General features: G+C 38.1%; 26 protein-coding genes. 10 read left to right on the forward strand and 16 right to left on the reverse strand.

Annotated features, from left to right (window positions below; translation table 11 throughout):
• Nucleotides 1-57: 57 nt before the first annotated feature.
• The 3 genes from dnaG to rpsU all read right to left on the reverse strand — a co-directional run bounded on the left by dnaG (nucleotide 58) and on the right by rpsU (nucleotide 2715).
• Complete coding sequence (dnaG, locus tag H4J70_RS02700; protein WP_182218038.1) at nucleotides 58-1815, reverse strand: DNA primase; 1758 nt, start codon at nucleotides 1813-1815, stop codon at nucleotides 58-60.
• Between the two features lie 199 nt (nucleotides 1816-2014).
• Complete coding sequence (locus H4J70_RS02705) at nucleotides 2015-2461, reverse strand: GatB/YqeY domain-containing protein (protein WP_182218037.1); 447 nt, start codon at nucleotides 2459-2461, stop codon at nucleotides 2015-2017.
• Nucleotides 2462-2499: 38 nt separating this feature from the next.
• The gene (gene rpsU / locus H4J70_RS02710) at nucleotides 2500-2715 is read right to left on the reverse strand and encodes a 30S ribosomal protein S21 (protein ID WP_011045067.1); all 216 of its coding nucleotides are present in this window, start codon (nucleotides 2713-2715) and stop codon (nucleotides 2500-2502) included.
• 363 nt (nucleotides 2716-3078) lie between these two features.
• Here rpsU and tsaD point away from each other — a divergent pair, with 363 nt between their 5' ends.
• Nucleotides 3079-4137, forward strand: a complete 1059-nt coding sequence (tsaD, locus tag H4J70_RS02715) for a tRNA (adenosine(37)-N6)-threonylcarbamoyltransferase complex transferase subunit TsaD (protein WP_070374848.1) — start codon at nucleotides 3079-3081, stop codon at nucleotides 4135-4137.
• Nucleotides 4138-4166: 29 nt separating this feature from the next.
• Here tsaD and plsY read toward each other — a convergent pair whose 3' ends face one another.
• On the reverse strand, nucleotides 4167-4769 hold the full coding sequence (gene plsY / locus H4J70_RS02720) for a glycerol-3-phosphate 1-O-acyltransferase PlsY (RefSeq protein WP_310733556.1): 603 nt from the start codon (nucleotides 4767-4769) through the stop codon (nucleotides 4167-4169).
• A 220-nt stretch (nucleotides 4770-4989) separates the two neighbouring features.
• Between plsY and folB the strand changes: the two genes are divergently transcribed.
• The 5 genes from folB to H4J70_RS02745 all read left to right on the forward strand — a co-directional run bounded on the left by folB (nucleotide 4990) and on the right by H4J70_RS02745 (nucleotide 9011).
• Entirely contained in the window at nucleotides 4990-5364 is a 375-nt protein-coding gene (gene folB / locus H4J70_RS02725) for a dihydroneopterin aldolase (protein ID WP_182218033.1), read from the forward strand.
• Nucleotides 5364-5861 (forward strand): 2-amino-4-hydroxy-6-hydroxymethyldihydropteridine diphosphokinase, encoded by a 498-nt coding sequence (gene folK, locus H4J70_RS02730; RefSeq protein ID WP_070374845.1) that lies wholly within the window; start codon nucleotides 5364-5366, stop codon nucleotides 5859-5861. The genes folB and folK overlap by 1 nt, the downstream gene beginning before the upstream one ends.
• Before the next feature lie 48 nt (nucleotides 5862-5909).
• Complete coding sequence (locus H4J70_RS02735) at nucleotides 5910-6725, forward strand: undecaprenyl-diphosphate phosphatase (RefSeq protein WP_182250588.1); 816 nt, start codon at nucleotides 5910-5912, stop codon at nucleotides 6723-6725.
• Between the two features lie 137 nt (nucleotides 6726-6862).
• On the forward strand, nucleotides 6863-8017 hold the full coding sequence (locus tag H4J70_RS02740) for an acyl-CoA dehydrogenase family protein (protein ID WP_070374843.1): 1155 nt from the start codon (nucleotides 6863-6865) through the stop codon (nucleotides 8015-8017).
• 145 nt (nucleotides 8018-8162) lie between these two features.
• Nucleotides 8163-9011: a tetratricopeptide repeat protein gene (locus tag H4J70_RS02745; RefSeq protein ID WP_310733497.1), complete on the forward strand. Its 849-nt coding sequence runs from the start codon at nucleotides 8163-8165 to the stop codon at nucleotides 9009-9011.
• A gap of 99 nt (nucleotides 9012-9110) precedes the next feature.
• On the opposite strand, the gene msrA is transcribed toward H4J70_RS02745, so the two are convergent.
• Complete coding sequence (msrA, locus tag H4J70_RS02750) at nucleotides 9111-9656, reverse strand: peptide-methionine (S)-S-oxide reductase MsrA (protein WP_182221173.1); 546 nt, start codon at nucleotides 9654-9656, stop codon at nucleotides 9111-9113.
• A gap of 163 nt (nucleotides 9657-9819) precedes the next feature.
• On the opposite strand from msrA, the gene H4J70_RS02755 reads away from it, so the two are divergent.
• On the forward strand, nucleotides 9820-11082 hold the full coding sequence (locus H4J70_RS02755) for a HAMP domain-containing sensor histidine kinase (protein WP_182213213.1): 1263 nt from the start codon (nucleotides 9820-9822) through the stop codon (nucleotides 11080-11082).
• A complete protein-coding gene (locus H4J70_RS02760) occupies nucleotides 11079-11651 on the forward strand; it encodes a response regulator transcription factor (RefSeq protein ID WP_182221171.1) in 573 nt (190 codons plus the stop codon). Before H4J70_RS02755 ends, H4J70_RS02760 begins: the two co-directional genes overlap by 4 nt.
• Nucleotides 11652-11653: 2 nt before the next feature.
• Here H4J70_RS02760 and H4J70_RS02765 read toward each other — a convergent pair whose 3' ends face one another.
• Nucleotides 11654-12772, reverse strand: a complete 1119-nt coding sequence (locus tag H4J70_RS02765) for a DUF3083 family protein (RefSeq protein ID WP_182250589.1) — start codon at nucleotides 12770-12772, stop codon at nucleotides 11654-11656.
• 127 nt (nucleotides 12773-12899) lie between these two features.
• Here H4J70_RS02765 and H4J70_RS02770 point away from each other — a divergent pair, with 127 nt between their 5' ends.
• Together H4J70_RS02770 and rmf are read left to right on the forward strand one after the other, a co-directional pair.
• A complete protein-coding gene (locus H4J70_RS02770; RefSeq protein WP_070374839.1) occupies nucleotides 12900-13142 on the forward strand; it encodes a DUF3820 family protein in 243 nt (80 codons plus the stop codon).
• A 245-nt stretch (nucleotides 13143-13387) separates the two neighbouring features.
• On the forward strand, nucleotides 13388-13564 hold the full coding sequence (rmf, locus tag H4J70_RS02775; RefSeq protein ID WP_070374838.1) for a ribosome modulation factor: 177 nt from the start codon (nucleotides 13388-13390) through the stop codon (nucleotides 13562-13564).
• Between the two features lie 75 nt (nucleotides 13565-13639).
• On the opposite strand, the gene ung is transcribed toward rmf, so the two are convergent.
• The 10 genes from ung to dbpA form a co-directional block, all read right to left on the reverse strand.
• Entirely contained in the window at nucleotides 13640-14329 is a 690-nt protein-coding gene (gene ung / locus H4J70_RS02780) for a uracil-DNA glycosylase (protein WP_182250590.1), read from the reverse strand.
• A 66-nt stretch (nucleotides 14330-14395) separates the two neighbouring features.
• Nucleotides 14396-15691, reverse strand: a complete 1296-nt coding sequence (gene thrC / locus H4J70_RS02785; protein WP_070374836.1) for a threonine synthase — start codon at nucleotides 15689-15691, stop codon at nucleotides 14396-14398.
• A gap of 39 nt (nucleotides 15692-15730) precedes the next feature.
• The gene (thrB, locus tag H4J70_RS02790) at nucleotides 15731-16678 is read right to left on the reverse strand and encodes a homoserine kinase (RefSeq protein WP_182250591.1); all 948 of its coding nucleotides are present in this window, start codon (nucleotides 16676-16678) and stop codon (nucleotides 15731-15733) included.
• Complete coding sequence (thrA, locus tag H4J70_RS02795) at nucleotides 16678-19134, reverse strand: bifunctional aspartate kinase/homoserine dehydrogenase I (RefSeq protein WP_182213221.1); 2457 nt, start codon at nucleotides 19132-19134, stop codon at nucleotides 16678-16680. Before thrA ends, thrB begins: the two co-directional genes overlap by 1 nt.
• 323 nt (nucleotides 19135-19457) lie before the next feature.
• Entirely contained in the window at nucleotides 19458-20405 is a 948-nt protein-coding gene (locus H4J70_RS02800; protein WP_182213223.1) for a sensor domain-containing diguanylate cyclase, read from the reverse strand.
• Nucleotides 20406-21014 (reverse strand): chemotaxis protein, encoded by a 609-nt coding sequence (locus tag H4J70_RS02805; RefSeq protein ID WP_182213225.1) that lies wholly within the window; start codon nucleotides 21012-21014, stop codon nucleotides 20406-20408.
• A complete protein-coding gene (locus tag H4J70_RS02810; RefSeq protein WP_070374832.1) occupies nucleotides 21011-21376 on the reverse strand; it encodes a response regulator in 366 nt (121 codons plus the stop codon). Before H4J70_RS02810 ends, H4J70_RS02805 begins: the two co-directional genes overlap by 4 nt.
• Nucleotides 21377-21902: 526 nt before the next feature.
• Nucleotides 21903-22616 carry a M48 family metallopeptidase gene (locus tag H4J70_RS02815; RefSeq protein WP_182213227.1) on the reverse strand — a complete coding sequence of 238 codons (714 nt, stop codon included), beginning with the start codon at nucleotides 22614-22616 and terminating at the stop codon, nucleotides 21903-21905.
• Nucleotides 22617-22671: 55 nt separating this feature from the next.
• Nucleotides 22672-23037 carry a YebG family protein gene (locus tag H4J70_RS02820; protein WP_070374830.1) on the reverse strand — a complete coding sequence of 122 codons (366 nt, stop codon included), beginning with the start codon at nucleotides 23035-23037 and terminating at the stop codon, nucleotides 22672-22674.
• A gap of 176 nt (nucleotides 23038-23213) precedes the next feature.
• The gene (gene dbpA, locus H4J70_RS02825; protein ID WP_182213229.1) at nucleotides 23214-24629 is read right to left on the reverse strand and encodes an ATP-dependent RNA helicase DbpA; all 1416 of its coding nucleotides are present in this window, start codon (nucleotides 24627-24629) and stop codon (nucleotides 23214-23216) included.
• Nucleotides 24630-24634: the final 5 nt, after the last annotated feature.

Consider the following 24634-nt stretch of genomic DNA (forward strand, 5'->3'; position numbering starts at 1 on the left):
TAGCTAATTGCTTAGTATATTGCCAGCGTTAAAGTTTGTTCAACTTATTTTTGTTTGCTACGCACTTAACAAACTATGTAATTCTTGTTTCTCACTTTTACTTAAGCCAGTTGCATGTTCTTTGGCAAGCAATTGCTCCGTACGTTGTTCAATAAATTTGTTTAAAAAACTTTCTATTACATCAATAAACATCGATTCAGCATTTTCAGGTTCAACATGATGTTGTAAGCACATTAACTTTGTTAATTGGCTACCTTCAGTGGTCCCTCGAAAATGTTCAATAAGCTGAGCACTGTTAATTTTTGAATTTTGTTTACATAAAACTAACAGTCGATTTAGCAAAGGAATACCTGGCATATCGAGTTGTTGTAAAATAGTAATATCCGGTAATGCACTAATGATATGGGGGTGCTCAAGTAATAATGCAATAGCAAGGCGTAATGGTGTGATCTTACTTTGCTTCTTTACCGTACTCGCCTTGTTGTTTTGATTGTTCTTTTTACGTAATTCGTCTAAACGTTTTTCGTTGCCACGGGCGAATTTATTGGCTAATTCAGTCAAAATTGAATCTTTCAAGGTACTATCAGGCAGCTTATTTAAGTAAGGCTGGAAGAGCTCAATCATTTTTGATTTTCCTTCCAAAGTACTCATATTGACTTGCAGAGAAAGGTGATCAAAAAGAAAAACTGACAAGGGTGTGGCGTTATCTAGAATTTCTTCGAAAGCTTGTTGACCTTTTTCTCTGATCAACGAATCAGGGTCTTCACCGTCAGGCAAAAATACAAATTTTAAACTCGTACCATCGTTGATTAAAGGCAGGGCATTCTCCATGGCTCGCCATGCAGCATCTCGGCCTGCTCGGTCACCATCATAACAACAGATAACTTCTTTAACGGTTCTAAATAAAGTTTGGCATTGTTCTGGGGTGGTTGATGTACCGAGCGACGCTACAGCATAGTCGACACCATGTTGTGCTAATGCCACAACATCCATGTAGCCTTCAACCACGACCAATCGAGACAATTGTTTATTGGCTTGTTTTGCTTCAAATAATCCGTAAAGTTCATGGCCTTTATGATAAATACGTGTTTCTGGAGAGTTTAAATACTTTGGCGTACCATCATCCAATACACGACCACCAAAACCAATAACGCGACCTCGCTTGTCACGAATGGGGAATTGAATACGACCTCTAAAACGATCATAAGGACGATTTTTATCGCCAGGGATTGCCATACCTAAATCTACAAGTTGCTGAGTGCTTTCAGGATTTTTGGCAAAATGGTTCATCATCCCATCCCAAGCGTCACTGATATAACCAATACCAAAGCGCTTCACCACTTCACCGCTTAAGCCGCGACCTTTTAAATAATCAATGGCGGAATCTTTATCGGTAGCAACTTTTAATTGTTGTTGATAAAAACGACTGATTTTTTCCATCAGTTCGTAATCATCTTGTTTTTGTTTATGAACTTGTTGTTGCTGCTTTAGTTGCGCAGGGCTCTGGTTATTCTGTTCACGTGGCACCTCCATATTATAATGTGAGGCAAGTTCTTCAATCGCATCAGGGAACTCTAAACGGTCAAATTCCATCAAAAAGGAAATAGCATTACCGTGTTCTCCACAACCAAAGCAATGATAGAATTGCTTATCTTGGCTAACACTGAACGAGGGAGACTTTTCGGTATGGAATGGGCAACAAGCTTGATAATTTTTGCCGGCTTTTTTTAGCGGCACTCGAGAGTCAATTAATTCAACAATATCAGCGCGCGCTAATAAATCATCAATAAATTGTCGAGGGATCATACCAGTCATGTCTACATTTTCTTTGGTTGTTTGTGCGAAGGTTATTTTAAACCTAATTGACCTGTACTGGATAGGTGTTTTTTAACTTCTCACCCAAGTGAAACGATAAATAGGTATTATATAAAACAATAAAGCCGTGAAAATAAATTTCACGGCTTTAAAATGTACATTTTAATAAAACGAAAACAGTAAGCTTTAGTAAAATCCGTTATGCATTTAAGGTATTACGAACTTGGCCACTTACTGCGCCTAAGTCTGCTTTGCCTTGCATTAATGGTTTTAATACCGCCATTACTTTACCCATGTCAGCCATTGAAGCAGCACCGGTATCAGCAATAGTTTTGGTAATTAACTGACTAATTTCTTCACTTGAAAGTGGCTGCGGAAGAAAAAATCCTAACGCGGTTACTTCTTCAGCTTCTTTAGCAGCTAACTCATCACGACCACCGTCAGTAAACATTTTGATGGACTCTCTGCGTTGTTTAACCATTTTGGTTAAAATCACAATGATGTTCTCATCAGTTGGTTCAAGGTTATGATCGATTTCGGCTTGCTTAATTGATGAAATGGCCATACGAATAACACCAAGACGACATTTGTCTTTAGCACGCATCGCAACTTTCATTTCATCTCTGAGTTGGTCTATTAAACTCATTTATTTTACTCGATAGTCTTAAATACTACTAAGGTATCTTAGTACATGCGAACGCGGCGAGCGTTTTCACGAGAAACTTTTTTAGCAGCACGCTTAACAGCGGCAGCTTTCTTACGTTTACGTTCCCAAGTAGGCTTTTCGTAAGATTCGCGACGGCGAACTTCTGAAAGGATCCCTGCTTTTTCACATGAACGTTTAAAACGACGTAATGCAACGTCAAATGGTTCGTTTTCTCTAACTTTAATTACTGGCATGTATAACCTTAGTATGTATCTATATGATTGGTGTATCGCTTAAGCATTATTGCTTCGCAAACACCCACTCTATCAAAATTGGGTGACGTATTCTAAAGCTAAGCACTAGTTAAAGTAAAGTGTAATATTTTCTAAAATTAAAATTAACTGATTTAATACTAATTTTATTATATATCCACTGACTTTCACGGGGGGAAAACGAATAATAATTTATTAAACGTTGTCGCTGATCATTATCTATTTTTCTGATAAAAAAGTAGATCACAACCTTGATCAAATGGGTATAATAGCTAACGTATTTGGCGTTAAAATCGCTCAATAAAATGAAATAAACATTATTTAGGCTTTTAGGTTAAGGGTATTATGCGAATTTTAGGTATAGAAACATCTTGTGATGAAACGGGTATTGCTATTTATGATGACGGAGAAGGTGATTTACCTAAAGGTATTGTAGCCCATCGTTTATATAGTCAAATAGCTGTTCATGCTGACTACGGCGGAGTCGTTCCTGAATTAGCGTCACGAGACCATGTCCGTAAAACAATACCTTTAATTAAAGAAGTGTTAAAAGAAGCTAACTTAACCCCTGCTGATCTAGACGGCGTTGCTTATACTGCAGGGCCTGGTTTAGTGGGTGCATTATTAGTAGGCTGTTCAATTGGCAGAAGTTTAGCTTACGGCTGGGGACTTCCTGCTGTGCCTGTTCATCATATGGAAGGGCATTTACTCGCGCCTATGTTAGAAGAAAACGTGCCAGAGTTTCCTTTTGTTGCCCTGCTCGTTTCGGGTGGACATACTATGCTAGTGCGTGTTGACGGCATTGGTCGATATGAATTACTCGGTGAATCAGTTGACGATGCTGCGGGTGAAGCGTTTGATAAAACAGCTAAGTTACTTGGGCTTGATTACCCCGGCGGGCCTGCTTTATCGAAGATGGCTGAAAAAGGCACAAAAGGGCGTTATAAATTGCCGCGTCCAATGACAGATCGTCCAGGTTTAGATTTTAGCTTTAGTGGTTTAAAAACCGCTGCGGGTACCGTTATTCGCAAAGAAATAGCGTTACAAAAAGCACAAGGCAATGAAGGTATGGATGAACAAACTCATGCCGATGTCGCTTATGCATTTCAAGAAGCGGTTGTTGATACCTTAGCAATAAAATGTCGCCGTGCTTTGCAGCAGTGTGAGTTAAAACGTTTAGTGATTGCTGGTGGCGTTAGCGCCAACACATCGCTTCGAGAAAAATTAGCGGAAATCACTAAAAAGCTCGGTGGAGAAGTTTTTTATCCACGTCCTGAGTTTTGTACTGATAATGGCGCGATGATAGCTTATGCGGGCTTGCAACGTTTAAAAGCAGGAACAGATGCAGATTTATCGTTTAAAGCGACACCACGTTGGCCGTTAGATACTTTACCAGCGGTATAACTAGCGGTAAAGTTGGCACATTAATGACTTCATTTGGCCTTAGTAAAGGATATTTTACCTTCATCTCCTTTCATTAATCGCCAAATGTTGTCCTTGTGGCGAAAAATAATTAATACCGAAAGCATCATCACTGGGTACATATATAGAGGTTTTAATAGCCAAATATAAAAAGGCGCAAGCGATACCGTAATAATAGCGGCTAAGCTTGAATATCGGCTAAAATAAATAACACTTACCCAGGTCAGTATCAATAAACCCCCAAGATCTAAACCTATCGGTAATAATACACCCAGTGCGGTTGCAACGCCTTTTCCGCCTCTAAAGTTAAAAAATATAGGGTACATATGGCCTAAACAAGCAGCCAGTGCTATTAACCCTAAATTAAGGGGGTCTAAATCAAGGAAATAAGCGCCCCACACCGGAATAGTGCCTTTGAGGATATCAAAGACCAGCACCAGTGCAGCGATGAATTTGTTACTGATACGCAAAACATTGGTGGCGCCAGGATTGTTTGAGCCGGTAGTGCGAGGATCTGGAAGTTTTAATAGCTTACACAATAAAATAGCACTAGAAATCGAACCGACCAAATAGGCAGCAAGCATTATTATCAGTGTTACTAATAGAGCGCTAATACAAAAACCTCTCAATTCATTGTTAAAATGATGGTTAATTATAACAAGTTTTCAACAATTTTAGATATTCTAGCCTTTCATAATGTCAATGGAAATAAGTTTTTCTATCGTCTATTAATAAAAAAAATGAATTGATCCGTCAACCACTAGTTTTTATAACTTTGCACAGGTAAAATCGACCTATATTTTTAGTTGTTTTATTAAAGATGAGTGTACGTTAATGGATAAAGTTTATATTGAAGGCTTGAGTATTCAAACCACCATAGGTTTTTTCGATTGGGAAAAAGAAATCAAACAAACCTTAGTGATTGATTTAGTTATGGGGTGGGATACCGCCAAACCGGCCGAAAATGATGAGCTAGCTAAAACACTCGATTATGCCGAAATATCAGTAAAAATAGCCGAATTTGCTAATAAAAACCCCGTAGATTTAATTGAAACATTAGCAGAGCGTTTGGCTAAATTCTTAATCGAAACTTATCAGATCCCTTGGCTTAAATTAAAAGTAGCCAAGCCTAATGCGGTGCATAATGCCATCACAGTTGGCGTTGAAATTGAACGTGGTAGCCAATCAAATAACAGTAATCATGGGTAATGGCGCGTTTATATATTTCGCTTGGCAGTAATGTAGACCGTCAGCACTATTTACAGACAGGATTGACTGCCCTTGAAGCGCTGCTTGGTGAGTTAACGCTATCATCTTTATTTGCTAGTAAAGCCGTAGGATTCGACGGTGCTGAATTTTATAATATGGTGATCGGTGCGACGACCGAACTTAATATAGTACAAGTGGCTAAAGCACTCCGCGAAATTGAGCTTAACAACGGTCGAGAAATTGATGCTAAAAAATATAGCCCACGCACCTTAGATTTAGATTTATTACTGTTTGACGATCTAGTGTTGGACACTCCAGCACAAATTCCACGTGCCGAGATCACAGAAAATGCCTTTGTTTTATGGCCATTGGCTGAAGTAGCGCCAGATCTTAAACACCCCATTTTAAAAAAATCGTACCAACAGCTTTGGCAAGCTTACGATAAAACACAACAACAAATAACCACAGTAGACTTTTCTTGGTCAAGCCAATTATAAAAGTTAGATATTAAAAAATTGAATTATACATAAGGAATATAATAAGCAATGACCATTACAGAGATATTTATTTTAGCTATTCTCCAAGGATTAACGGAGTTTTTACCCGTATCAAGTTCAGCACATTTAATCTTACCCTCAGCTGTTTTAGGCTGGAAAGACCAAGGTTTAGCACTCGATGTTGCTTTGCATGTTGGAACATTACTCGCGGTTGTTTTATATTTTCGTAAAGATGTCGCGAATATGGCTGTTGCTTGGGTGGTCAGTATAAAAGGTGATAATACTAGTTTTGATGGCAAGCTTGCCTGGTGGATATTATTTGCGACTATCCCATTAGGAATATTTGGTTTGCTCGGCAAAGACTTTATCGAAGCACATTTACGTACTGCGTTGGTTATTGCTGCTACTACCTTAATTTTTGGATTTTTACTGGGTTTTGCTGACATTAAAGCGGGTAAAAGAAAAGCGACTGAGCATATTGATTTTGAAAAGCTAGGATTTAAAGGCGCTATGCTGATTGGTTTAGCACAGGCGGTAGCATTAATTCCGGGGACATCGCGTTCAGGTATAACAATGACTATCGGTTTGATGCTTGGCTTAAGTCGAGAAAATGCGGCTCGATTTTCTTTCTTATTGTCAATTCCTGCCATTGCGATGGCGGGGAGTTATTTAACATTAAAATTAATGACTGAAACGGGTCCTGTTGATTGGAATGCTATTGGTATTGGCAGTGTGTTAGCTTTTTTTAGTGCTTATGCCTGCATTCACTACTTTCTTATTCTATTGGAAAAAGTCGGTATGATGCCATTTGTTATCTATCGCTTAGTTCTGGGTGTCGCATTACTTTGGTTTGTGCTGGGTTGATTGATCTAAATCGGTGCTGCTATCGTTTAGTTAATTAGAAAAAAATAATAATAATAAATTTAAATATGCGATTTAATTTTTAAATACGCATCTAAATACAAATAAATACAAATTTAATATATAAAAGTGAGTAACGAATGAATTTATCATTAACCGAAGAACAGATGATGATTCAAGATATGGCAAAAAAATTCGCTGAAAGCGAATTAGCTCCTGTAGCGGCCGAACTTGATGAAACCCAAGATCAAACACTTTTCCTCAACAACCTTGCGCAGTTAACTGAACTGGGTTTTATGGGCTTAAATATTAAAGCAGAATATGGTGGCGTTGAAGCAGGCACGGTTGCTTTTAGCTTAGCGATAACAGAAATAGCACGCGCATGTGCAGCAACCGCAGTAACAACATCAGTGACAAATATGGTTGCTGAAGTTATTCAAGCGGTTGGTAATGAAGAGCAAAAGCAAAAGTATTTACCTAAAATATGTAGTGGTGAATATAAAGCCGGTGCTTTTTGTTTAACAGAGAATGACGCCGGTTCAGATCCTGCTGGCATGAAGACCTCTGCGGTACTCGACGGTGATGCCTACGTACTCAATGGCAGCAAACTCTATATTACCAGTGCCAGCTTTGCTGACATCTTTGTTGTTTGGGCGGTAACGGACGCGACCGCTCGAAAAGGTAAGGGTATTTCATGTTTCTTAGTGGAAGCAAATACACCAGGTATTACGGTCAGTAAGCCAGAAGAAAAAATGGGGCAAAAAGCATCACCTACTAATGAAGTGAGCTTTAGTAATTGTCGGATACCTGCTAGTGCCATGATGGGCAAAGAAAATAAAGGCTTTGGCGTTGCGGTCGGCGAACTTGCGGGCGGTCGAATTGGTATTGGTTCATTAGCGCTAGGCATTGGTTTAGCCGCCATGGATTACGCTCGTGCTTTTATCACTGAACGTAAGCAGTTTGGCCAAGCATTATCAAACTTCCAAGGTTTACAATGGAAACTTGCCGAACGTTACACAGATTTAGAGGCAGCCCGTTTATTGTTAATGCAAGCTGCTTATACTAAAGAACAAGGGTTACCCTTTGGTAAAGCCGCTTCTATGGCGAAGTTATTTGCCGCAGAAAAAGCGAATACTGCTTGTTATGACGCTTTGCAACTAATGGGCGGTGCCGGCTATATTAAAGAATACCCGCTTGAGCGCATGGCTCGCGACGTACGTATTACCACTATTTATGAAGGCACCAGCGAGATCCAAAAAATCATTATTGCTCGTGAGTTATTAAACGAAGTCTAATTATTATTAGACTTCTATGATACGAAAGCTGAACGTCCCTTTATTGATAGGCGTTCAGCTTTTTGTATTAAGGCACTTGCGCTTTTTATAATTGCCCCAAAATATAGATTATAGACGCTCATCAATAAACTAAATGGAAGTGAATGTGACTACAAATGCCATTGAAATTACCCTAGAAAATTTTCAACAAATTATTTTAGAAGAATCAAAATCGAAGTTAGTCTTAGTTGACTTTTGGGCGGCACAGGTCCCTGAAAGTTTGGAGCTAAAAGATAAGCTAGCCATCGGCTTGCAGGGTTTTGAGCAGTATATATTATACGCCACGGTTGATTGTCAAACTCAGCAACAAATTGCCCAACAATTTGGTATTCAAGGTTTACCTACGGCGATTTTAGTGAAAGATGGTCAACCACTTGATGGTTTAACTGGGCCACAAGATGACGACAATATAAAAGAATTTTTAGCGAATCATTTACCTAAAGAAGAAGACTTATTACTCATTCAGGCGCAAAAGTTATTAGCTGATAATAATATTAATGATGCCTTCACGGTCATTAATAGTGCTTATCAACTTAATAGTGAACGTGCCGATATTAAATTAATGATGGCAGATGTTTATTTACAAACGGGTAAAATAAGCGAAGCCGAATCTTTATTAACCACTATTTTAATGGTTGACCAAGACAGTCACTATCAAGCGCTTATCGCTAAACTTGAGCTTGCCAGTCAAGCCGCAGACTCACCAGAAATTAAAGCACTAGAAGCACAGTTAGTGGACGACGTTGACAACATTGCTTTACAACATCAACTTGTTGCGCAATACAGCCAAGTCAATCGACATGAAGAAGCGTTGACGTTACTGTTTCGTTTAATGCAAAAAGACAGTAGTGATGCTGCCAGCAAAGATCTTTATCTTGATGTGTTAAAGGCTTTACCTGATGGCGATCCATTAGCCAATAAATTTCGCAGAAAACTGTATACCTTGATGTATTAAATCAGTACTGGCAGTAGATGCGTGACACTGATTACTTCAGTGTTACGCACTTTGTGGAAGGTGAGATTTTATTCTCAAGCTGACAATATGGCTTTAAGTTTATGATGGTTTTAATTTACCCACGAACGTTTTTCTAAATTTTGCGAGCTTAGGCGAAACAATCGCCTGACAGTAAGGATTACCAGGATTATTATTGAAATAGTCTTGATGAACATCTTCACCAGAAAAGAACTCTGACGCTTGAGTTACTTCGGTCACAACCGCTGAGCTATACATATTGCTGGCGTCGACTTCTTTAATAATATCTTCAGCAATTTGCTGTTGTTCTTTGTTGTGATAAAAAATCCCTGAGCGATACTGGGTTCCTATATCGTTACCTTGACGATTTAATTGGCTGGCATCGTGTAGCGTGAAAAACACTTCTAATATTTCACGAGAAGTGATCGCTGCGCTATCAAAAGTTAACTGCACGACTTCTGCATGACCGGTTTGACCCGAGCAAACGTCTTCATAAGTTGCTAGCGCGGCGCTACCGCCCATATAACCTGATACGGCAGACTTAATGCCGATTAATTGGTTGTATGCACCTTCAATACACCAAAAGCAACCGCCTGCCAGGGTGATTTTTTCTTCATGTGATGACATTAAAATAAACCTTAATAAATTTGATTAAAATAACTGTATAACAATAGACGTTTAGATGTCTATATGTTTTTATCTGAAATTTAAAATAAACTGTTTTTGATCAGTTAAAATTATAAAAATTAGCGTAACATCAACAAATACGATTAACCAATATAAAAATATTATGTCTTTATTTTTTAGAAAGTTTAACCAAGTTCGCACCGTTCTTTTATTGCGCAGTGCGGCAATTATTATTCAGCTGATATTAATACTTTTTGTTAATGGCGTTTTAAACTATCAGCTGCCTTGGTTACCGCTCATTATTGTTATTTCAATTGAAGCTTTATTTACGTTAGTCAGCTATTTATATTATAAATCTGGGAAAGAAGCCGATAAGCTCGCCTTACTTGGGCAGATTTGCGCTGATATCTTATTTCTCTCACTTATTTTGTATTTTAGCGGCGGAGCAACTAATGCTTTTGTCTCGTTATTACTTATTCCTATTGCTATTGCTGCTGTGACGTTAACACCGCTGTTACTTGGAAGTGTGGCACTATTAGCGATTGCTTCATACAGTGTTTTATTGTGGTTATTACCCATGTCAGTAATGCATGGCAATATGCAAAGCCACTTTATTGGTATGTGGATCAATTTTCTTTTTTCTAGCATTGTTGTTGCAACCGTTGTTGGCCAAATGGCACGAAGAATTTCTCAAAAAGAACAGGCGATAGCTGCTTTTCGGGAAGAGCAATTAAAGCAAGAAAAAATTATGTCATTAGGGGTCGCTTCTGCGCAAATAACTCATCAGCTCGCTACTCCGATAGCAACTGTACAGCTGCTTGTCGATGAACTCAGTGAAGAGCTACCTGAGCACCCTGCGATTGTTGACCTACAAGGACAGTTATTACGTTGTAGCAGAAGTTTAGCTGAGTTTCGTAAAATGGTTTTCGAGATTAAAGAGCAAAAGTCAAAAGAGGTACTTTGTGCTGATATTGTGCAAGAAATGCGTGATCATATTAACTTAAATTATCCTGATGTTAGGGTGAACTTTTTGTCTGAGACGCACCAATCAATACTCAGTGAAAACGCTAAAGTATTGGCTGATGCTTCATTATTGCCAGCGATTTTAAATTTAGTTAATAATGCGATTCGAGCCACTAAAGCCAGCGGTAGTGATAAAATTGAGTTATCTAGCTTGTTTGATGAAAAAAATTGGCAACTCAGTATTCGTGATTTTGGTTGTGGTTTTACCCAATTAACACTAAGTGAGTTAGGCGTTAAACCCGTAAACAGCAAGCAAGGATTAGGTATGGCGGTATTTTTGAGTCATGCAAGTTTAGAGCGATTAGGTGTGACACTTACCTTAACCAATCACGTTGCGGGTGGTGCATTAGTAACGTTGAAGTTACCGTTAGTGGTTAATGATATGCAGGAAAAAAGTGAATGAAATTATTAATTGTTGAAGATGACAGTACCTTTGCTAATACGCTTAAAAGGCGTATGGAAAAACATGGCTACAGCTGTTGGTTGGCCGATAATATTAACGATGCATTATTAACCTGTCATCGTCAATTGCCAGAATTCATATTACTCGATATGAAACTCCATCATGAAAGTGGCTTAAATTTGATTAATCCGATGAGGAAGCTATTGCCAAAGAGTCGTATTATTTTATTAACTGGTTTTGCCAGTATCGCTACTGCAGTTGACGCAATAAAGCTTGGCGCAGATGATTACTTAACCAAGCCGGTCGATACACAGACTTTATTATCGGCTTTGGCTAAAAACGCTAACAGTTCGTCGCTAAAAAAATCAACATTGGCTGCAAATTCAGCAACAAACATTATAAATGAGCCAACGTTGTCAACCGAGCAGGTTGAATGGGAGTATATTCAACAAGTCTTAAAATTTAATAATGGTAATGTTTCAGCAACGGCTCGTCAGCTTTCAATGCACCGCAGAACCCTACAACGCAAGCTACAGAAAAAACCAACGGTTAATGGCGAAGTTGATTAACCTTAGTTTTCAATATTATAAGCAATATGCTGGTGAAACCTTAACGTTAATTCATCTTTATTAATGGGGATTTCGAGTTCGGTCGCTAATAAACGCATTGCCTGTTCTATTTGGTTAATAAACTTGCCATAGCCGCTGTGCTGGGAATCTTCTGCGGTAGCCACAAAGATAAGTTGTACGTTATCAACTAACTCATCGGCTTTCCATTTACTCACCAAGCCACAGGGACTCTGTTTAGGGTTATAACCTAACATTTGTAACTCACCCATCTTAGAAATTATTTCATGCAAACTATGTCGGACAATGGGGACTAAACCATTAGCGATTAACGCCCCATTATTTAAATTAAAGCGCTTAGCCACCAGTGAAAAAGTATCAGTTAAATAAGTATAAAGCGGATTGTATGGATCTTTAGAATTGGCATCAATGTCGACTAAACCCAATAAACGGTTATCAATCGTTAGATTAATTACCGCATAACTTATTGCCGATGCGTTCGGTGTTATAACAACGTTTTGTGATTTATAGCGTTCATCAATCGGCCGTAATTTATGTGCTTGTGTGCCTAAGCAGCCTTTATTTTTAGCAAATAAATCATAAGTAAGATGTTGATGATCACGTAAACGTATCGCTTGGTTAGGTAATTTTGTTTGCTCGATAAAACTATGCAGTAACCGAGTCACTTTTTGATGAAATGCCGCGGCATTAAAACGAATGTCGTCGCCAGAGGCTAAAAACAGCAGGGTGATCTTTTTTGCGCGAATACTGGCATCAAAAAAAGAATTTTGTAATTGATGACTTTGAGGATCGTAATAAAATAAAATTTGCTGGCTGGTTTGCCATTGGTGCATTTCTTGACTGTAGCGAACGCGAACTAATTTATCGTTAGCAATAAATAAGCTACTTTGTATCGCATAGTCATTACTTAGCGTAAATAATAATTGTGATAAACTTTGATAAAAATCATAGTAAGGTTGAGTGCTATGCGTTGAAATATTTGGAGAAATTAACTCTATTAATTCATCGGTAATGGCAAACTCAGCTAAAATATATTGGTTATCTCGCGCATTTGAAGGAATATAAGCTTTGTGCGCCGCACTGCGTTTTCTTATTATAGACATGTTCGTTCCCTGTTTGAAGTTAGTCGATAAACTTAGGATGATTATAAATAGACCTTGTGACACTTTTATGATGTTAAAAGGTTTTGAGTTATTATCCCGACAAGAAAATTTAATAAGTAGAGAAACTATGTTTTCAGATCAACAAGCTTTGCTCGATGCTGTAAATCAAATAATGCCTTTTGGAAAATATGCAGGTAGACCCTTACTAAAATTGCCAGAGCCTTACTTAGTGTGGTTTAAATCAAAAGGTTTTCCTGAAGGTAAGCTAGGACAGCAACTTGAATTAATTTACGAAATAAAACTCAATGGTCTTGAAGGCATGTTAGAACCACTGTTACGCTCAAGTCGCTTAGGTATTCCACAACATTAAAATAATTTTTTATATAAAAATAACTTTTAATAATCATAGGTAATAACGCTTGTTGCTAACAAATTGTTTTATTTATTTAATCTTATAATTAGGATTTTTCAGCTCTCAATCATTAACTGTCGAACACTTTTTAATCGTAATTTTACTTGATTTAGCCTCTTGCTTATTCTTAACTGAATTGTCGACTGCTGTTTTATTCGACAAGTATTAATAAGTATCACCAAGACAATGATGGAGAGTTATCGATGCAAACAAAGAAAAGAGATCGTCTAGGCAGAGCACATTCCAATGGTTATAAAGCAGGCCTCACCGGAAAAACAAAAGAAAAATGTCCTTATCAAAATACGGATGCAAAATCAGAATGGCTAGGGGGTTGGCGTGATGCGTTAACGGATAAAAATCTAGGACTATTCAAGTTATAAGTTAACATCTTATTTTTAATAAAAAGGAGCCCTTTGCTGATGTTTACTAAGGGCTGTATCTTTTTTTAGTTAACCTTATGCTTGTTCAGGCAACTGCCAGTTTATCGGAGTCATATTTTTTGATTGTAACCATTGGTTGGTTTTTGAGAAATGCTGACAGCCAAAAAAACCGCGATATGCCGATAAAGGTGAAGGATGTGGCCCGTTTAATACAAAATGCTTTTCGGTATTAATGTTTTTTCCTTTCTTTTGCGCATGAGCTCCCCAAAGTAAGAATACACAACCGCTACTTTCTTGATTAATGTGCTTTATTACTGCATCAGTAAATGTTTCCCAACCTAACTTAGCATGAGAATGAGCCTGTGCTTGTTTGACGGTTAAAACCGTATTCAGTAATAACACCCCTTGCTCTGCCCACTGCGTTAAGCAACCGTGGCTTGGCTTATTAAAGTCAGCAAACTCATTAACAAGCTCTTTATAAATATTGACTAATGAAGGTGGGACTTTAATGCCGGGTTGCACAGAAAAAGCGAGTCCGTGAGCTTGATCTTCACCGTGGTAGGGATCTTGCCCTAAAATAACCACTTTAGTGTCTTTAATATCTTGATAACAAAAAGTATTAAAAATATCGTTTTGCGCAGGAAATATAACTTCGCCCTTTGCTCGTTGTTGAGAAATTACTTGGTTTAGTTCGATGAAATATGGCTTGGCTTGTTCTTGATTAATAAGTTGTTGCCATTGCGGCTTAATATTTTGATTTATCATGAGGTATAAAAATGGCCGTTAATCTAAATTAACGACCATTATAAACGTGTTTTTAACTGAACGAAATTAGTGATCGTTTAATAATAAATAATCACGTAAGTCGCTAAAGTTAGCGGCCATATCTTTTGATAAAATGGTTTCGCTGGCGCAGTCAGCAAGCTCTTTTGGTAGACCGATTGGTTGTCCTAAAATACTTTCAACCACCTCTTTGAATTTTGCTGGGTGTGCGGTGCCTAAAAACACACCAAATTCACCTTCATCTGCATTGTACTGTAACGCTTTATAGGCAACGGCTGCATGTGGTTCACTGATGTAACCCAGCTTGGCTAACTGTAAAACAGTTGACTGTGTTTGTTCTTCATCAATTGAAACTGAACTAATACAATCGCTAGGAACTATGCCAGACTTTAGCATATGTTCAACGCGAGGCCAGTTGTTAGGATCGCTAACATCCATAGCATTTGAAATTGTCGCTACAGTAGCATTAGGCGTCCACTCACCTGTTTTTAGGTAACGAGGCACAGTATCGTTGGCATTTGTTGCCGCAATAAATCTTTTTATCGGTAAACCGAGTGCTTTAGCAAATAAACCAGCGGTTAAGTTACCAAAGTTACCACTGGGAATCGATACCACAACATCGTTTAATTCGCTTTTACACTTTTGACGAGATAACTGTGCAAACCCTTCAAAGTAGTAACATACCTGAGCTAATAAGCGGCTGATATTTATTGAGTTAGCTGAATTTAAACCTATAGTAGTAGCTAGCTCTCTATCATCGAATGACTTTTTAACTAACGCCTGACAATCATCAAAACTCCCGTCAATAGCGAGTGTTTCAATATTGCCGCCTAAGGTCGTAAACATTTTTTCTTGTAGCAGGCTGATTTTTCCTTTCGGATATAAGATCACCACACGAATATTTTCAATGTTATGAAAAGCATGAGCAACCGCCGCGCCCGTGTCACCTGAGGTCGCCGTTAATATAGTGATCTTTTTATCTTTGCTAAAAACTTGCAAACATTTAGCCATAAAACGCGCGCCAAAATCTTTAAAGGCGAGTGTTGGACCATGAAAAAGCTCTAATATAGCTCTGTCTTTATTGATGGGTTGAATTTGTGCTGGAAAGTTAAAAGCACTGGTCACAATCTCAGTTAATTGCGCTTTAGTTAAATCACCTTCTACAAACGGGTAGAGGACATGTACACTTCTTTCAACTAAAGGCATAGCGAGTAATTCATCGATATTATCTAACACTGGGATTGTTTCAGGAAAAAAGAGTCCCTGATTTTTTCCTAGTCCTTGCTTAACTGCACCAGCAAAACTGACTTGTTCATCGTTTTCTTTTAAATTATAAAATTTCACAACATATTCCTAATAAATTTGGTATTTTTAATAAAGTGATTAAGCGGGCAATCTCTCAGCACCCGTTAAGTCAACCTGACAGACATGAACAAAACCTGAGTCTGTTTGTAAATAATTTTTTTGTAACCAAAGCGCGCTATCTTGGGCTTTTTCAAGCGAATCACAGACACAAAATAAGGTAGGCCCTGATCCTGAAATGCCTACAGCTAAATGACCTTGAGCGCTTAAATAGTCTTTAGCTTCGATAAATTTTGGTAACAAGTGCTGACGATAAGGCTCTGCAAGTACATCTTTGAGTACTGAAAATGCTTGTTGTTTATCATTACGGTGGCAAGCATCAACAAAAGTTGCTAAATTTTGTCCGAAAGTAATGGCGTCAGCACGACTGTATTGCTTGGGTAAAACATCGCGCGCAGCTTTCGTTGAGACATTAATACCTGGGTAAGCCATTACGTAGTAGCAATGATCAAATAGGGGCAAACTCTGGCTAATAAGCTGTTTGTCTGGCACCATTAATTGCAAACCACCTAAATAACATGGTGCGACATTGTCGTAATGCAAACTGCCACTTATTTTTGCCTCCATTTGACCCATCATAAATAACAGTGTTTTATCATCAAAATATTGCTGATAGAATTCATTGAGTGCGACCAGAGCTGCGACTACAGAACAAGCACTTGAGCCCAAACCACTGCCAACCGGCATCTTTTTATCTAGTGTTAGTTGTACTTTTTTAACCGCTTGTTGCGCTTTTTCAAGTGCTAGGTTGTATAGCTCTAGACAATGCCAAACAATATTGTCTGTGGCCTTACCCGGTAGTTTATTGGCAAATTCACCAATCACAATCAGCTTATTCTCTGTGGCTAACTCTATAGTAACTACATCACCTAACAAAGTACCATCAATGGGCTTAACCGCTAGACCTAAAACATCAAAGCCAACGTTTAGGTTGCCTATTGATGCGGGAGCAAAAACAGATATAGTCATTAGTGCTGTTGCTCCCATGCTAATGTTCTTAATAGATCACCAAACACACCGGCGGCGGTAACCGCAGCACCTGCGCCATAACCGCGTAATACAAACGGTAGTGGTTGGTAATAACGGCTATGTATTGCCAACGCATTTTCACCATCTTTAACACTATAAAGTGGATGATCATTGGCAACAGCTTCAATGGCAACTTTACATTTTCCATCAACTATATTGCCGATATAACGTAAAACTTTACCTTCAGCTTTTGCGACTTTTACTCGTTGAGAAAATTCATCATCTATTTTCGCTAAGTTCTTCATAAATTCACTGACATCACCACTCGCATCAAAGTTTGCAGGTAACACTGATTCTATAGAGATATCTGATAACTCAAGCGGTATTCCTGCTTCACGCGCCATGATTAACAATTTACGCGCTACGTCCATACCGCTTAAATCGTCACGAGGGTCAGGCTCGGTAAAGCCATTTTCTTTGGCGATAGCGGTGGCTTGAGAAACGGTCATACCTTCTTCTAGTTTTCCAAACATATAGGAAAGTGAACCAGACAATATCCCTTCAAAACGTACTAATTCATCACCCGCTTTTAGCAAGCTTTGTAAGGTATCAATTACGGGTAAGCCAGCACCAACTGTTGTTTCATATAAGAAGCGACGGTTAGACTTCTGTGCTGCACTGCGCAACGCTTGATAGTATTGCCAAGAGTCAGTATTGGCTTTTTTATTTGGCGTTACAATATTAAAACCCTCTTCAAGGTACTCTACATAGCTCATCGCTAAAGACTCACTAGATGTTGAGTCGACTAATACCGGATTAATCAGGTGATTCTCGCGGACAAAAGCCTTGATGTTTTCAACATTTACTGGAACAGCGTCACTTTTCATTTCTGCTTGCCAGTTATCTAAATCAATACCTTCAGTATTAAAAACCATACCTTTACTGTTAGCAATGCCGTACACCTTTAAAGAAATATTTTGCTTTTTAAGCTTAGGTTGTTGACGAGCAATTTGCGCAAGAAGCTCGCTACCAACGACACCGCAGCCAACAAGGAATACATCAATAGTGGGTTTGTGGGTGAAGAAATTTTGATGACTGACTTTCATTGCATCAGTACATTTACGTTTTTCTACCACAACAGAAATACTACGCTCTGACGAATCTTGGGCAATAGCGATGACATTGACACGCGCTTGGGCTAATGAACTGAAAAACTTAGCAGCAACTCCTTGTTGATGATGCATACCGTCACCAACTAAAGAAATAATCGATAATTCATGTTGTAACTTCAACGGTTCAAGTAAACCATTGAGTAACTCTAGTTCGAACTCTTGTTGTAAGCTTAGTTCGGCTAATTCAGCATCACTGGTGTGAATACAAAAACTGATACAGTATTCGCTGGAAGACTGGCTAATTAAGACTAAAGAAATTTTTTCTTGACTCATAGTGGCAAATACACGACTTGCCATGCCAACCATGCCTTTCATGCCCGGTCCTGATACATTGACCATGGTTAAATCATCAAGATTAGATATCGCTTTAACTTTTTTAGTTTGATCATCCTCGTTAGATATTAAGGTTCCTGGCGCAGCAGGATTACCGGTATTTTTAATCAAACAAGGAATATGAAATTGAGCGATGGGGCCAATCGTTTTTGGGTGTAGCACGCTAGCACCAAAATATGAAAGCTCCATCGCTTCTTGATACGATAAGTAATCAAGTAATTTTGCTTCCTTTATTAGGCGAGGATCTGCGTTAAACACACCATCAACATCCGTCCATATTTCACAACACTCAGCTTGAGCACAAACCGCGAGAACAGCGGCAGAGTAATCAGAACCATTGCGGCCAAGCGTCGTTACTTGCCCTTGTTTGTTAACACCGATGAAACCCGGCATTAAGGCAACTTTATTGAGATTGTTGTAATGGTTTTCGAAGTTTTCTTTTGATAAGACTAAATCAGCGACTGCATTAAGAGACGCATCGTTGGTGATTAAAAATTTTTCTGGTTCAATAACAGACGTTTTAATACTTTGTGCGTTCAACACTGATTCGAGCAAGGCAACACTTAAACGCTCACCTATGCTGATAATTATAGCGCGGATATGATCCGGACAATAAGACAACATAGTCGCACCCTGCAGATAACGTGAAAGCTTATGCTCCCAGTTTATAAGGACTTGCTCTGCATGTAATGGGCTGAATTTTGGTAAGCTGGCACCAAGATCATCAATAATGGTTATAATAGCTTTTCTGAAGTGTTCTAAATCATTCTGTAATTTTATTTCATCACTAATATTCTCTGCCATAGCCACTAAATGGTTGGTTACGCCTTGTGGGGCGGAAACAACGACGGCAACGGCAGAATCGTTACTTTTGTCAGCTATAATTTTGGCAACTTGCACAAAACGTTCTGCTGACCCTAGAGATGAACCGCCAAACTTTAATACACGCATTTTACTTCCTTTTTATTGTAAATTCTTTGCGAGCCAAAGAACTTGCAATGATTAAAACCTTAAAACAAAAAAAAGCCCGGAACCTAAGGGGTCACGGGCTTTTATTTATGTGTTTTTTACACGTCAGCCGATGACAACCATCCCATTGAGGGTGGTAGTGATAATAATAATGGTAATACGACGGACAAATGTTTTCATGGTTATAAAATGCCTGAGCAGTGTTTTACTGTCAATAGTTATTTATGAATAAAAAGTTATATTTTATTCATAAATAAGCAGTAAGAGGGTTTTATTTGGATAATAAAGCGAATATATTCAGTTTTTTAGGCTGGAATAGTCTCTTTTGCAGCGCAAACTATGTTTCTTCCAGAAGCCTTAGCGTCATATAAGGCAAGGTCTGTGCGGGATATTAAGTCTTCATAACGGGTGTCTGCTTCGGTGATGACTGCAACACCAACACTGGCGGTAACATTTATTTCGACTTCTTGAAAGTTAATGATATTTTTGCTGATCGCAACACGGATCCGCTCAGCAACATCTAAAGCGCCAACAAGATCGGTATTAGGCAGAATAATTGCAAACTCTTCACCGCCATAGCGACCGAATAAGTCACCTAAGCGCAGTAGTTCACTGATCACTTTAGCGGTTTCTATTAATACTATGTCGCCACCTAAATGTCCGTAAGTATCATTAAGTAATTTGAAATGATCTAAATCGAACATAATAAGCGCTAAACCATGCTGATAACGACGTGCGCGCGAAAATTCTTTTTCGAGACACTCTTCCCAATGCTTGCGGTTAAAGACTTGTGTTAAGCCATCGATACGATTAGCCTGTGCAAGCTCTTCAAGTGTTTTGTTTAGCTTACTTTGGTAATGGCATACATCGGTAACATCTTCGATAAGAATACAAACGTGCTCGTTAGCCTCTTTATTTTCAAGCGGCAAAAAGGTACAGTTTTGAGCCATAAAGTGACTGTCTGTCGTCATAGGGCGGGTATGAGGCAATTCAAAAAGGTGATGTCTTTGTTCCCATGAGCAAAAAGACTGGGTTTTTAGTTGAAAGACACTTTCAATTTTTCTTTTGAACCACTTTTCTGGCAGCTCGGGAAAGACAATAAAAATATCTTGTCCGATAACATTTTCAGGCTTTTTGTTAGCATGAATTTGTAAATACCGATTCCAAAATACGATATTGTATTGACTATCTATGATGAGAATACCGGTATTTAATTTGTTGGCAATATCAGGACAAATATCATCAGCAAGCATTTAGAACTCTTCCAAAATTCTGTCAATAACTGTTTTTATATTAATAATTGCTGACTCAGGAATAAACAAAACCATATCGCAATTAAATGAATAGTCAGTAACTTGATAAGTTATTTTAACTTTTAAAGCTAAGTCCCAATTAAATGATTGTTGGGCAAGATGATCGGATATTGCACTTTGTGAACCCGCTAATAAACGCGGCGCACTGTAAGACATTTGATTATCTATTTGTTTAGCAAAAACATTTAAGAAGGTGGTGGTTAAAATAGAGCTTAAGTCGATAATTTGTTCTTCAACAGATAATTCATCAGGCTCATAGCCCAGTAAATCTGCAAGTCGATCAGAATCTTTTGGCTTGTACATAAGCAGTGCTTCACCGCGAATGCCTTCGTAACCAAAGAAGCCTTGACTTACTACCGCAGCAGAATTTTCATCACTGTTTAACGAGTTAAGCAGGCTTAGCGTACTGACTTGTTCAATACTAGGTACTTTTAAATAAACAAAGGTATTTAAGTATCGGGCAAGTTGGTCACTTGCTTGACCCATAGCAACATTAATTATTTCTTGTAAACAATCTTGCTGATCTTCATTTAAGTTGAGGTTGCTCATAAAAAACCATGATTTCTTAGGTTAGTGTTAAGGACTTCTAATTCAACTGGTTTACGTAAAAAAGCTTTGGCACCGAGTTCAAGCACTTTACTTTGCATTTCTGGTTGTATATCGGCTGATATAACAAAAATTGCCGGTGTAATGTTTTCATCTTTTAGGGTTTGGAGTACACCTAAGCCATCTAAAACAGGCATGGTAAGGTCTAGAAATAGAATGTCAAATACTTGACTGCGTAAAAGTTCAACAGCTTCTTGACCATTTTTTGCTAATTGTGCATTAGCTGATAGTTGCTCTGGTAAGCTACGTAAAACTTGTTTACGGGCCATATTAGAGTCATCACAAACAAGAACTGAAAAGCTCATGTAATGGGTAATCCTTTATTTTTTTTATTTTATGGCGTTAATCTACCTTAAATAAGCGGTACTGTTAATTAATAAAGTACAAAATGCTGATTTTTTATGCTTTTAATGAAGATCTCTCTAATAATTGCACAATATAACAACAAGCTAATAATAATACGGTCAAAAATTAGTGATAATTTTGCCGTGATACTTTTATTTTTTTACCTAATTAGAAGGTGATTATTAGGTTAATTAACACGATAGACATTATTGTCGAAAGGGTATAAATCGCAATAGCTTTCCAGCTGTATGTTTTGAATTTCATCATTTATCTCTTCATCTATTGATTATAACAATGGCTAATAAATTGTCATATCCTGTGAATTTAAATTAGTATTCAAATACTAAGCGATATTCGTGCCACAATATAATGTAAGTTGAAGAAATTGTTGATAATTTTATTAGTCTAATACTGAATTGATTTTATCTTCTTTATAAAAAGATTTATTTATTCGCTCATTTATCCCCTACGAGGATATTATGACCATTAAAGAGTCGGCCATTGTAATTGGTTTTGGTGGGATTTTAACCACGTTTTAGCTGAAGCGTAGTTAGGGTAGTTAAGCGCAACTAATTGCCAAAACTTAGTTGAATGATTCATGTGCCTAAGATGACAAAGCTCGTGAACTATTACATAATCGATAATCCATTTAGGCGTCATGGCTAATAAAGAACTGAAACTCAGTTCACTTCTACTATTACAGCTGCCCCATCTAGACTTATATAATCTGACTTTAAACGATTTGGGTAAAACACCAATTTTTTCCGCATAATGAGATAAGTTTTCATCAATATAAGCATAAGTTTGCTGCTTTAACCAAGCTTCAAGTTGTTGCTTTACATATTTATCTTGGTTCTTTATATCATCAGCTACTTTGATTTTTAATTTACTAGCGAGAGTCGCTATGATGATATCTTGATGAAGCGTTATTTCTGGAAATAGACCATAATGAATATCAAGTGTTTTAAGTTCGCCATTAATAAGCAATTGGCTATCTTTTTGATAATGATTATTTTGAGTGGCAGGTTGTGCGTTTTGCTCGGCAATTTTTCTGTGCAGCCAAAGGCTTTTTGATTTAACAATGTTCGCTATATCATCTTCAGAAACATATTTTGGCGCACGGATTATAATTTTTCCGTGCTTAACTTGTAAGCCAACCGTTTTTCTTTTAACGCTACGAATGAGCTGATATGACAACATAATTCAATATTATCTAGTGTTAAGTAAAGATAAATTCAAACCAGTACAGCGCACTTTATTTACTTGTGCTCGCTTTAGCCTTACGTGGCGCTTTTACTTTTGCTGTTGCTTCAATTTCTGGCGACGAGTCAGTGCTATTTACTGTTTCAACTGGTGCTGTAACGTTCTTTTTAGCAGCAGTCTCTGGCTTAGCTTTCTTAGCTTGCAAAGCAACAAGCACATCTTCACGATTCTTAGCTAGATAAATACAGAGTTCTTCACGCACTTTTTCATCAATATTAAAGCTGCTGGCTTCAAACATCTCGGCTAAGCTGTCAGCCATATCAAGCATTTTGTCATACTCGTCTGCTGCTTTTTTATCCATGAATGTTTCTACCTCCACACCTTGTCTAATGACGACAAATCGACTTTCAACTGCCATTTTTTTTCCCTTATAGGATCAATATTACGCTTGATGGTTTTATCATATACGATTTAAAACCGCTTATACAATCAAAATTAACTGTACAAAACAACAGTATCATACGAGGTTTTCATTAAAATACAATCATTTTATAAAACCTCGTTATTGATAAATACTGTTTTAACCGATAGTAACTATAGTAATCTCACTCTAAATTTACGACCTTTTAACTTGCCATCACTAAGTTTTTTAAAGGCTTGTTTGGCAAACTTTCGACTTACAGCTACATAAGCCCAGTTATCTGATAATTGAATTTTTCCCACTTCGCTAGCTGAAATAGTTTTATCGCCAGTTAGAGCGCCAAGGATATCGCCCGCACGTACTTTTTGCTTTTTACCGCCATCTATTTGTATTGTTGCCATTTTCGGAGAATACACCGAGGCGTTTAATACACTAGCGTCTGGCAGTAATTCGCCTTCGATAGTTCGGTCAAGGTAATCTTCTAATAAACCTATTTTGTAGCTTTCTTTTTCACTGAAAAAAGAACAAGCAATACCTGTGCTACCCGCTCGGCCTGTGCGGCCAATACGGTGTACATGAATTTCGCTATCACGAGCGATATGATAATTAAATACTGCATCTAGCGCATCAATGTCTAAACCACGCGCGGCAACATCGGTGGCGACTAAAATTGAAATACTTTTATTGGCAAAGCGAACTAATACTTCGGTACGATCTCTTTGCTCTAAATCGCCATGTAAATCTTGAACATTAAAACCGTAATTACGTAGTTCATTGACAACAATTTGTACGTCTTTTTTGGTGTTACAAAAAACGATGCTTGATTCAGGTTGATGCTTTAATAACAATAAACGGATACCGTCGATACGCTCGCTGTCATTCTCTACCTTATAAAAATGCTGTGATATGGTGCTTTCTTCGTGATTCCCCTCAACGGTTACCTTGGTCGGTGATTGCATTATTTTTTTAGCAATATCGGCAATTTCTGCCGGGTAAGTTGCACTAAATAATAAGGTTTGTCGTTGTTGAGGAATTTGGCTAATAATAAAGTCAACGGAGGCTTGGAAGCCCATTTCTAGCATACGGTCGGCTTCATCGAGCACTAGCATATTCACATCGTCTAATTTCAATGTGCCTTTACCTAAATGATCTTCAATTCTTCCTGGCGTGCCAACAATGATATGAGCGCCATGCTCTAAAGAACCGACTTGCGGGCCAAAAGGCATACCGCCACAAAGGGTCAATATTTTTATGTTATGGATGGCACGGGCCAATTTACGAATTTCTTTCGCTACTTGGTCGGCTAATTCACGTGTTGGACAAAGGATCAGTGTTTGAATACGAAAACGTTTTACGTCTAGTTTTTCTAAAACACCTAGGCCAAAGGCAGCGGTTTTACCAGAGCCTGTTTTACCTTGGGCAATAACGTCACCACCGGCAATAATAGTTGGCAAGCTTTGGGCTTGAATGTCGGTCATCTGTTGATAACCCATAGACTCTAAATTTTGAATTAACTCAGGTTTGAGTTGTAAGGTGGAAAAACTAAGCTGGCTCAACGGGAATTCCTTGGCATAAAAATAATACGTCATTTTAC

Source organism: Colwellia sp. BRX8-9 (assembly GCF_014077245.1).
GTDB lineage: Bacteria > Pseudomonadota > Gammaproteobacteria > Enterobacterales > Alteromonadaceae > Colwellia_A.

Excerpts from the sequence above, each read along its gene's own strand:
- H4J70_RS02805 (WP_182213225.1), bottom strand. The coding sequence starts at position 21,014 with ATGAGCAACCTCAACTTAAATGAAGATCAGCAAGATTGTTTACAAGAA.
- H4J70_RS02755 (WP_182213213.1), top strand. The coding sequence starts at position 9,820 with ATGTCTTTATTTTTTAGAAAGTTTAACCAAGTTCGCACCGTTCTTTTA.
- ung (WP_182250590.1), bottom strand. The coding sequence starts at position 14,329 with ATGATAAATCAAAATATTAAGCCGCAATGGCAACAACTTATTAATCAA.
- H4J70_RS02820 (WP_070374830.1), bottom strand. The coding sequence starts at position 23,037 with ATGGCAGTTGAAAGTCGATTTGTCGTCATTAGACAAGGTGTGGAGGTA.
- thrB (WP_182250591.1), bottom strand. The coding sequence starts at position 16,678 with ATGACTATATCTGTTTTTGCTCCCGCATCAATAGGCAACCTAAACGTT.
- H4J70_RS02815 (WP_182213227.1), bottom strand. The coding sequence starts at position 22,616 with ATGTTGTCATATCAGCTCATTCGTAGCGTTAAAAGAAAAACGGTTGGC.
- H4J70_RS02765 (WP_182250589.1), bottom strand. The coding sequence starts at position 12,772 with ATGTCTATAATAAGAAAACGCAGTGCGGCGCACAAAGCTTATATTCCT.
- folK (WP_070374845.1), top strand. The coding sequence starts at position 5,364 with ATGGCGCGTTTATATATTTCGCTTGGCAGTAATGTAGACCGTCAGCAC.
- rpsU (WP_011045067.1), bottom strand. The coding sequence starts at position 2,715 with ATGCCAGTAATTAAAGTTAGAGAAAACGAACCATTTGACGTTGCATTA.
- H4J70_RS02705 (WP_182218037.1), bottom strand. The coding sequence starts at position 2,461 with ATGAGTTTAATAGACCAACTCAGAGATGAAATGAAAGTTGCGATGCGT.
- H4J70_RS02735 (WP_182250588.1), top strand. The coding sequence starts at position 5,910 with ATGACCATTACAGAGATATTTATTTTAGCTATTCTCCAAGGATTAACG.
- msrA (WP_182221173.1), bottom strand. The coding sequence starts at position 9,656 with ATGTCATCACATGAAGAAAAAATCACCCTGGCAGGCGGTTGCTTTTGG.
- H4J70_RS02810 (WP_070374832.1), bottom strand. The coding sequence starts at position 21,376 with ATGAGCTTTTCAGTTCTTGTTTGTGATGACTCTAATATGGCCCGTAAA.
- tsaD (WP_070374848.1), top strand. The coding sequence starts at position 3,079 with ATGCGAATTTTAGGTATAGAAACATCTTGTGATGAAACGGGTATTGCT.
- dbpA (WP_182213229.1), bottom strand. The coding sequence starts at position 24,629 with ATGACGTATTATTTTTATGCCAAGGAATTCCCGTTGAGCCAGCTTAGT.
- rmf (WP_070374838.1), top strand. The coding sequence starts at position 13,388 with ATGCAAACAAAGAAAAGAGATCGTCTAGGCAGAGCACATTCCAATGGT.
- H4J70_RS02770 (WP_070374839.1), top strand. The coding sequence starts at position 12,900 with ATGTTTTCAGATCAACAAGCTTTGCTCGATGCTGTAAATCAAATAATG.
- folB (WP_182218033.1), top strand. The coding sequence starts at position 4,990 with ATGGATAAAGTTTATATTGAAGGCTTGAGTATTCAAACCACCATAGGT.
- thrA (WP_182213221.1), bottom strand. The coding sequence starts at position 19,134 with ATGCGTGTATTAAAGTTTGGCGGTTCATCTCTAGGGTCAGCAGAACGT.
- H4J70_RS02760 (WP_182221171.1), top strand. The coding sequence starts at position 11,079 with ATGAAATTATTAATTGTTGAAGATGACAGTACCTTTGCTAATACGCTT.
- dnaG (WP_182218038.1), bottom strand. The coding sequence starts at position 1,815 with ATGACTGGTATGATCCCTCGACAATTTATTGATGATTTATTAGCGCGC.
- H4J70_RS02740 (WP_070374843.1), top strand. The coding sequence starts at position 6,863 with ATGAATTTATCATTAACCGAAGAACAGATGATGATTCAAGATATGGCA.
- H4J70_RS02800 (WP_182213223.1), bottom strand. The coding sequence starts at position 20,405 with ATGCTTGCTGATGATATTTGTCCTGATATTGCCAACAAATTAAATACC.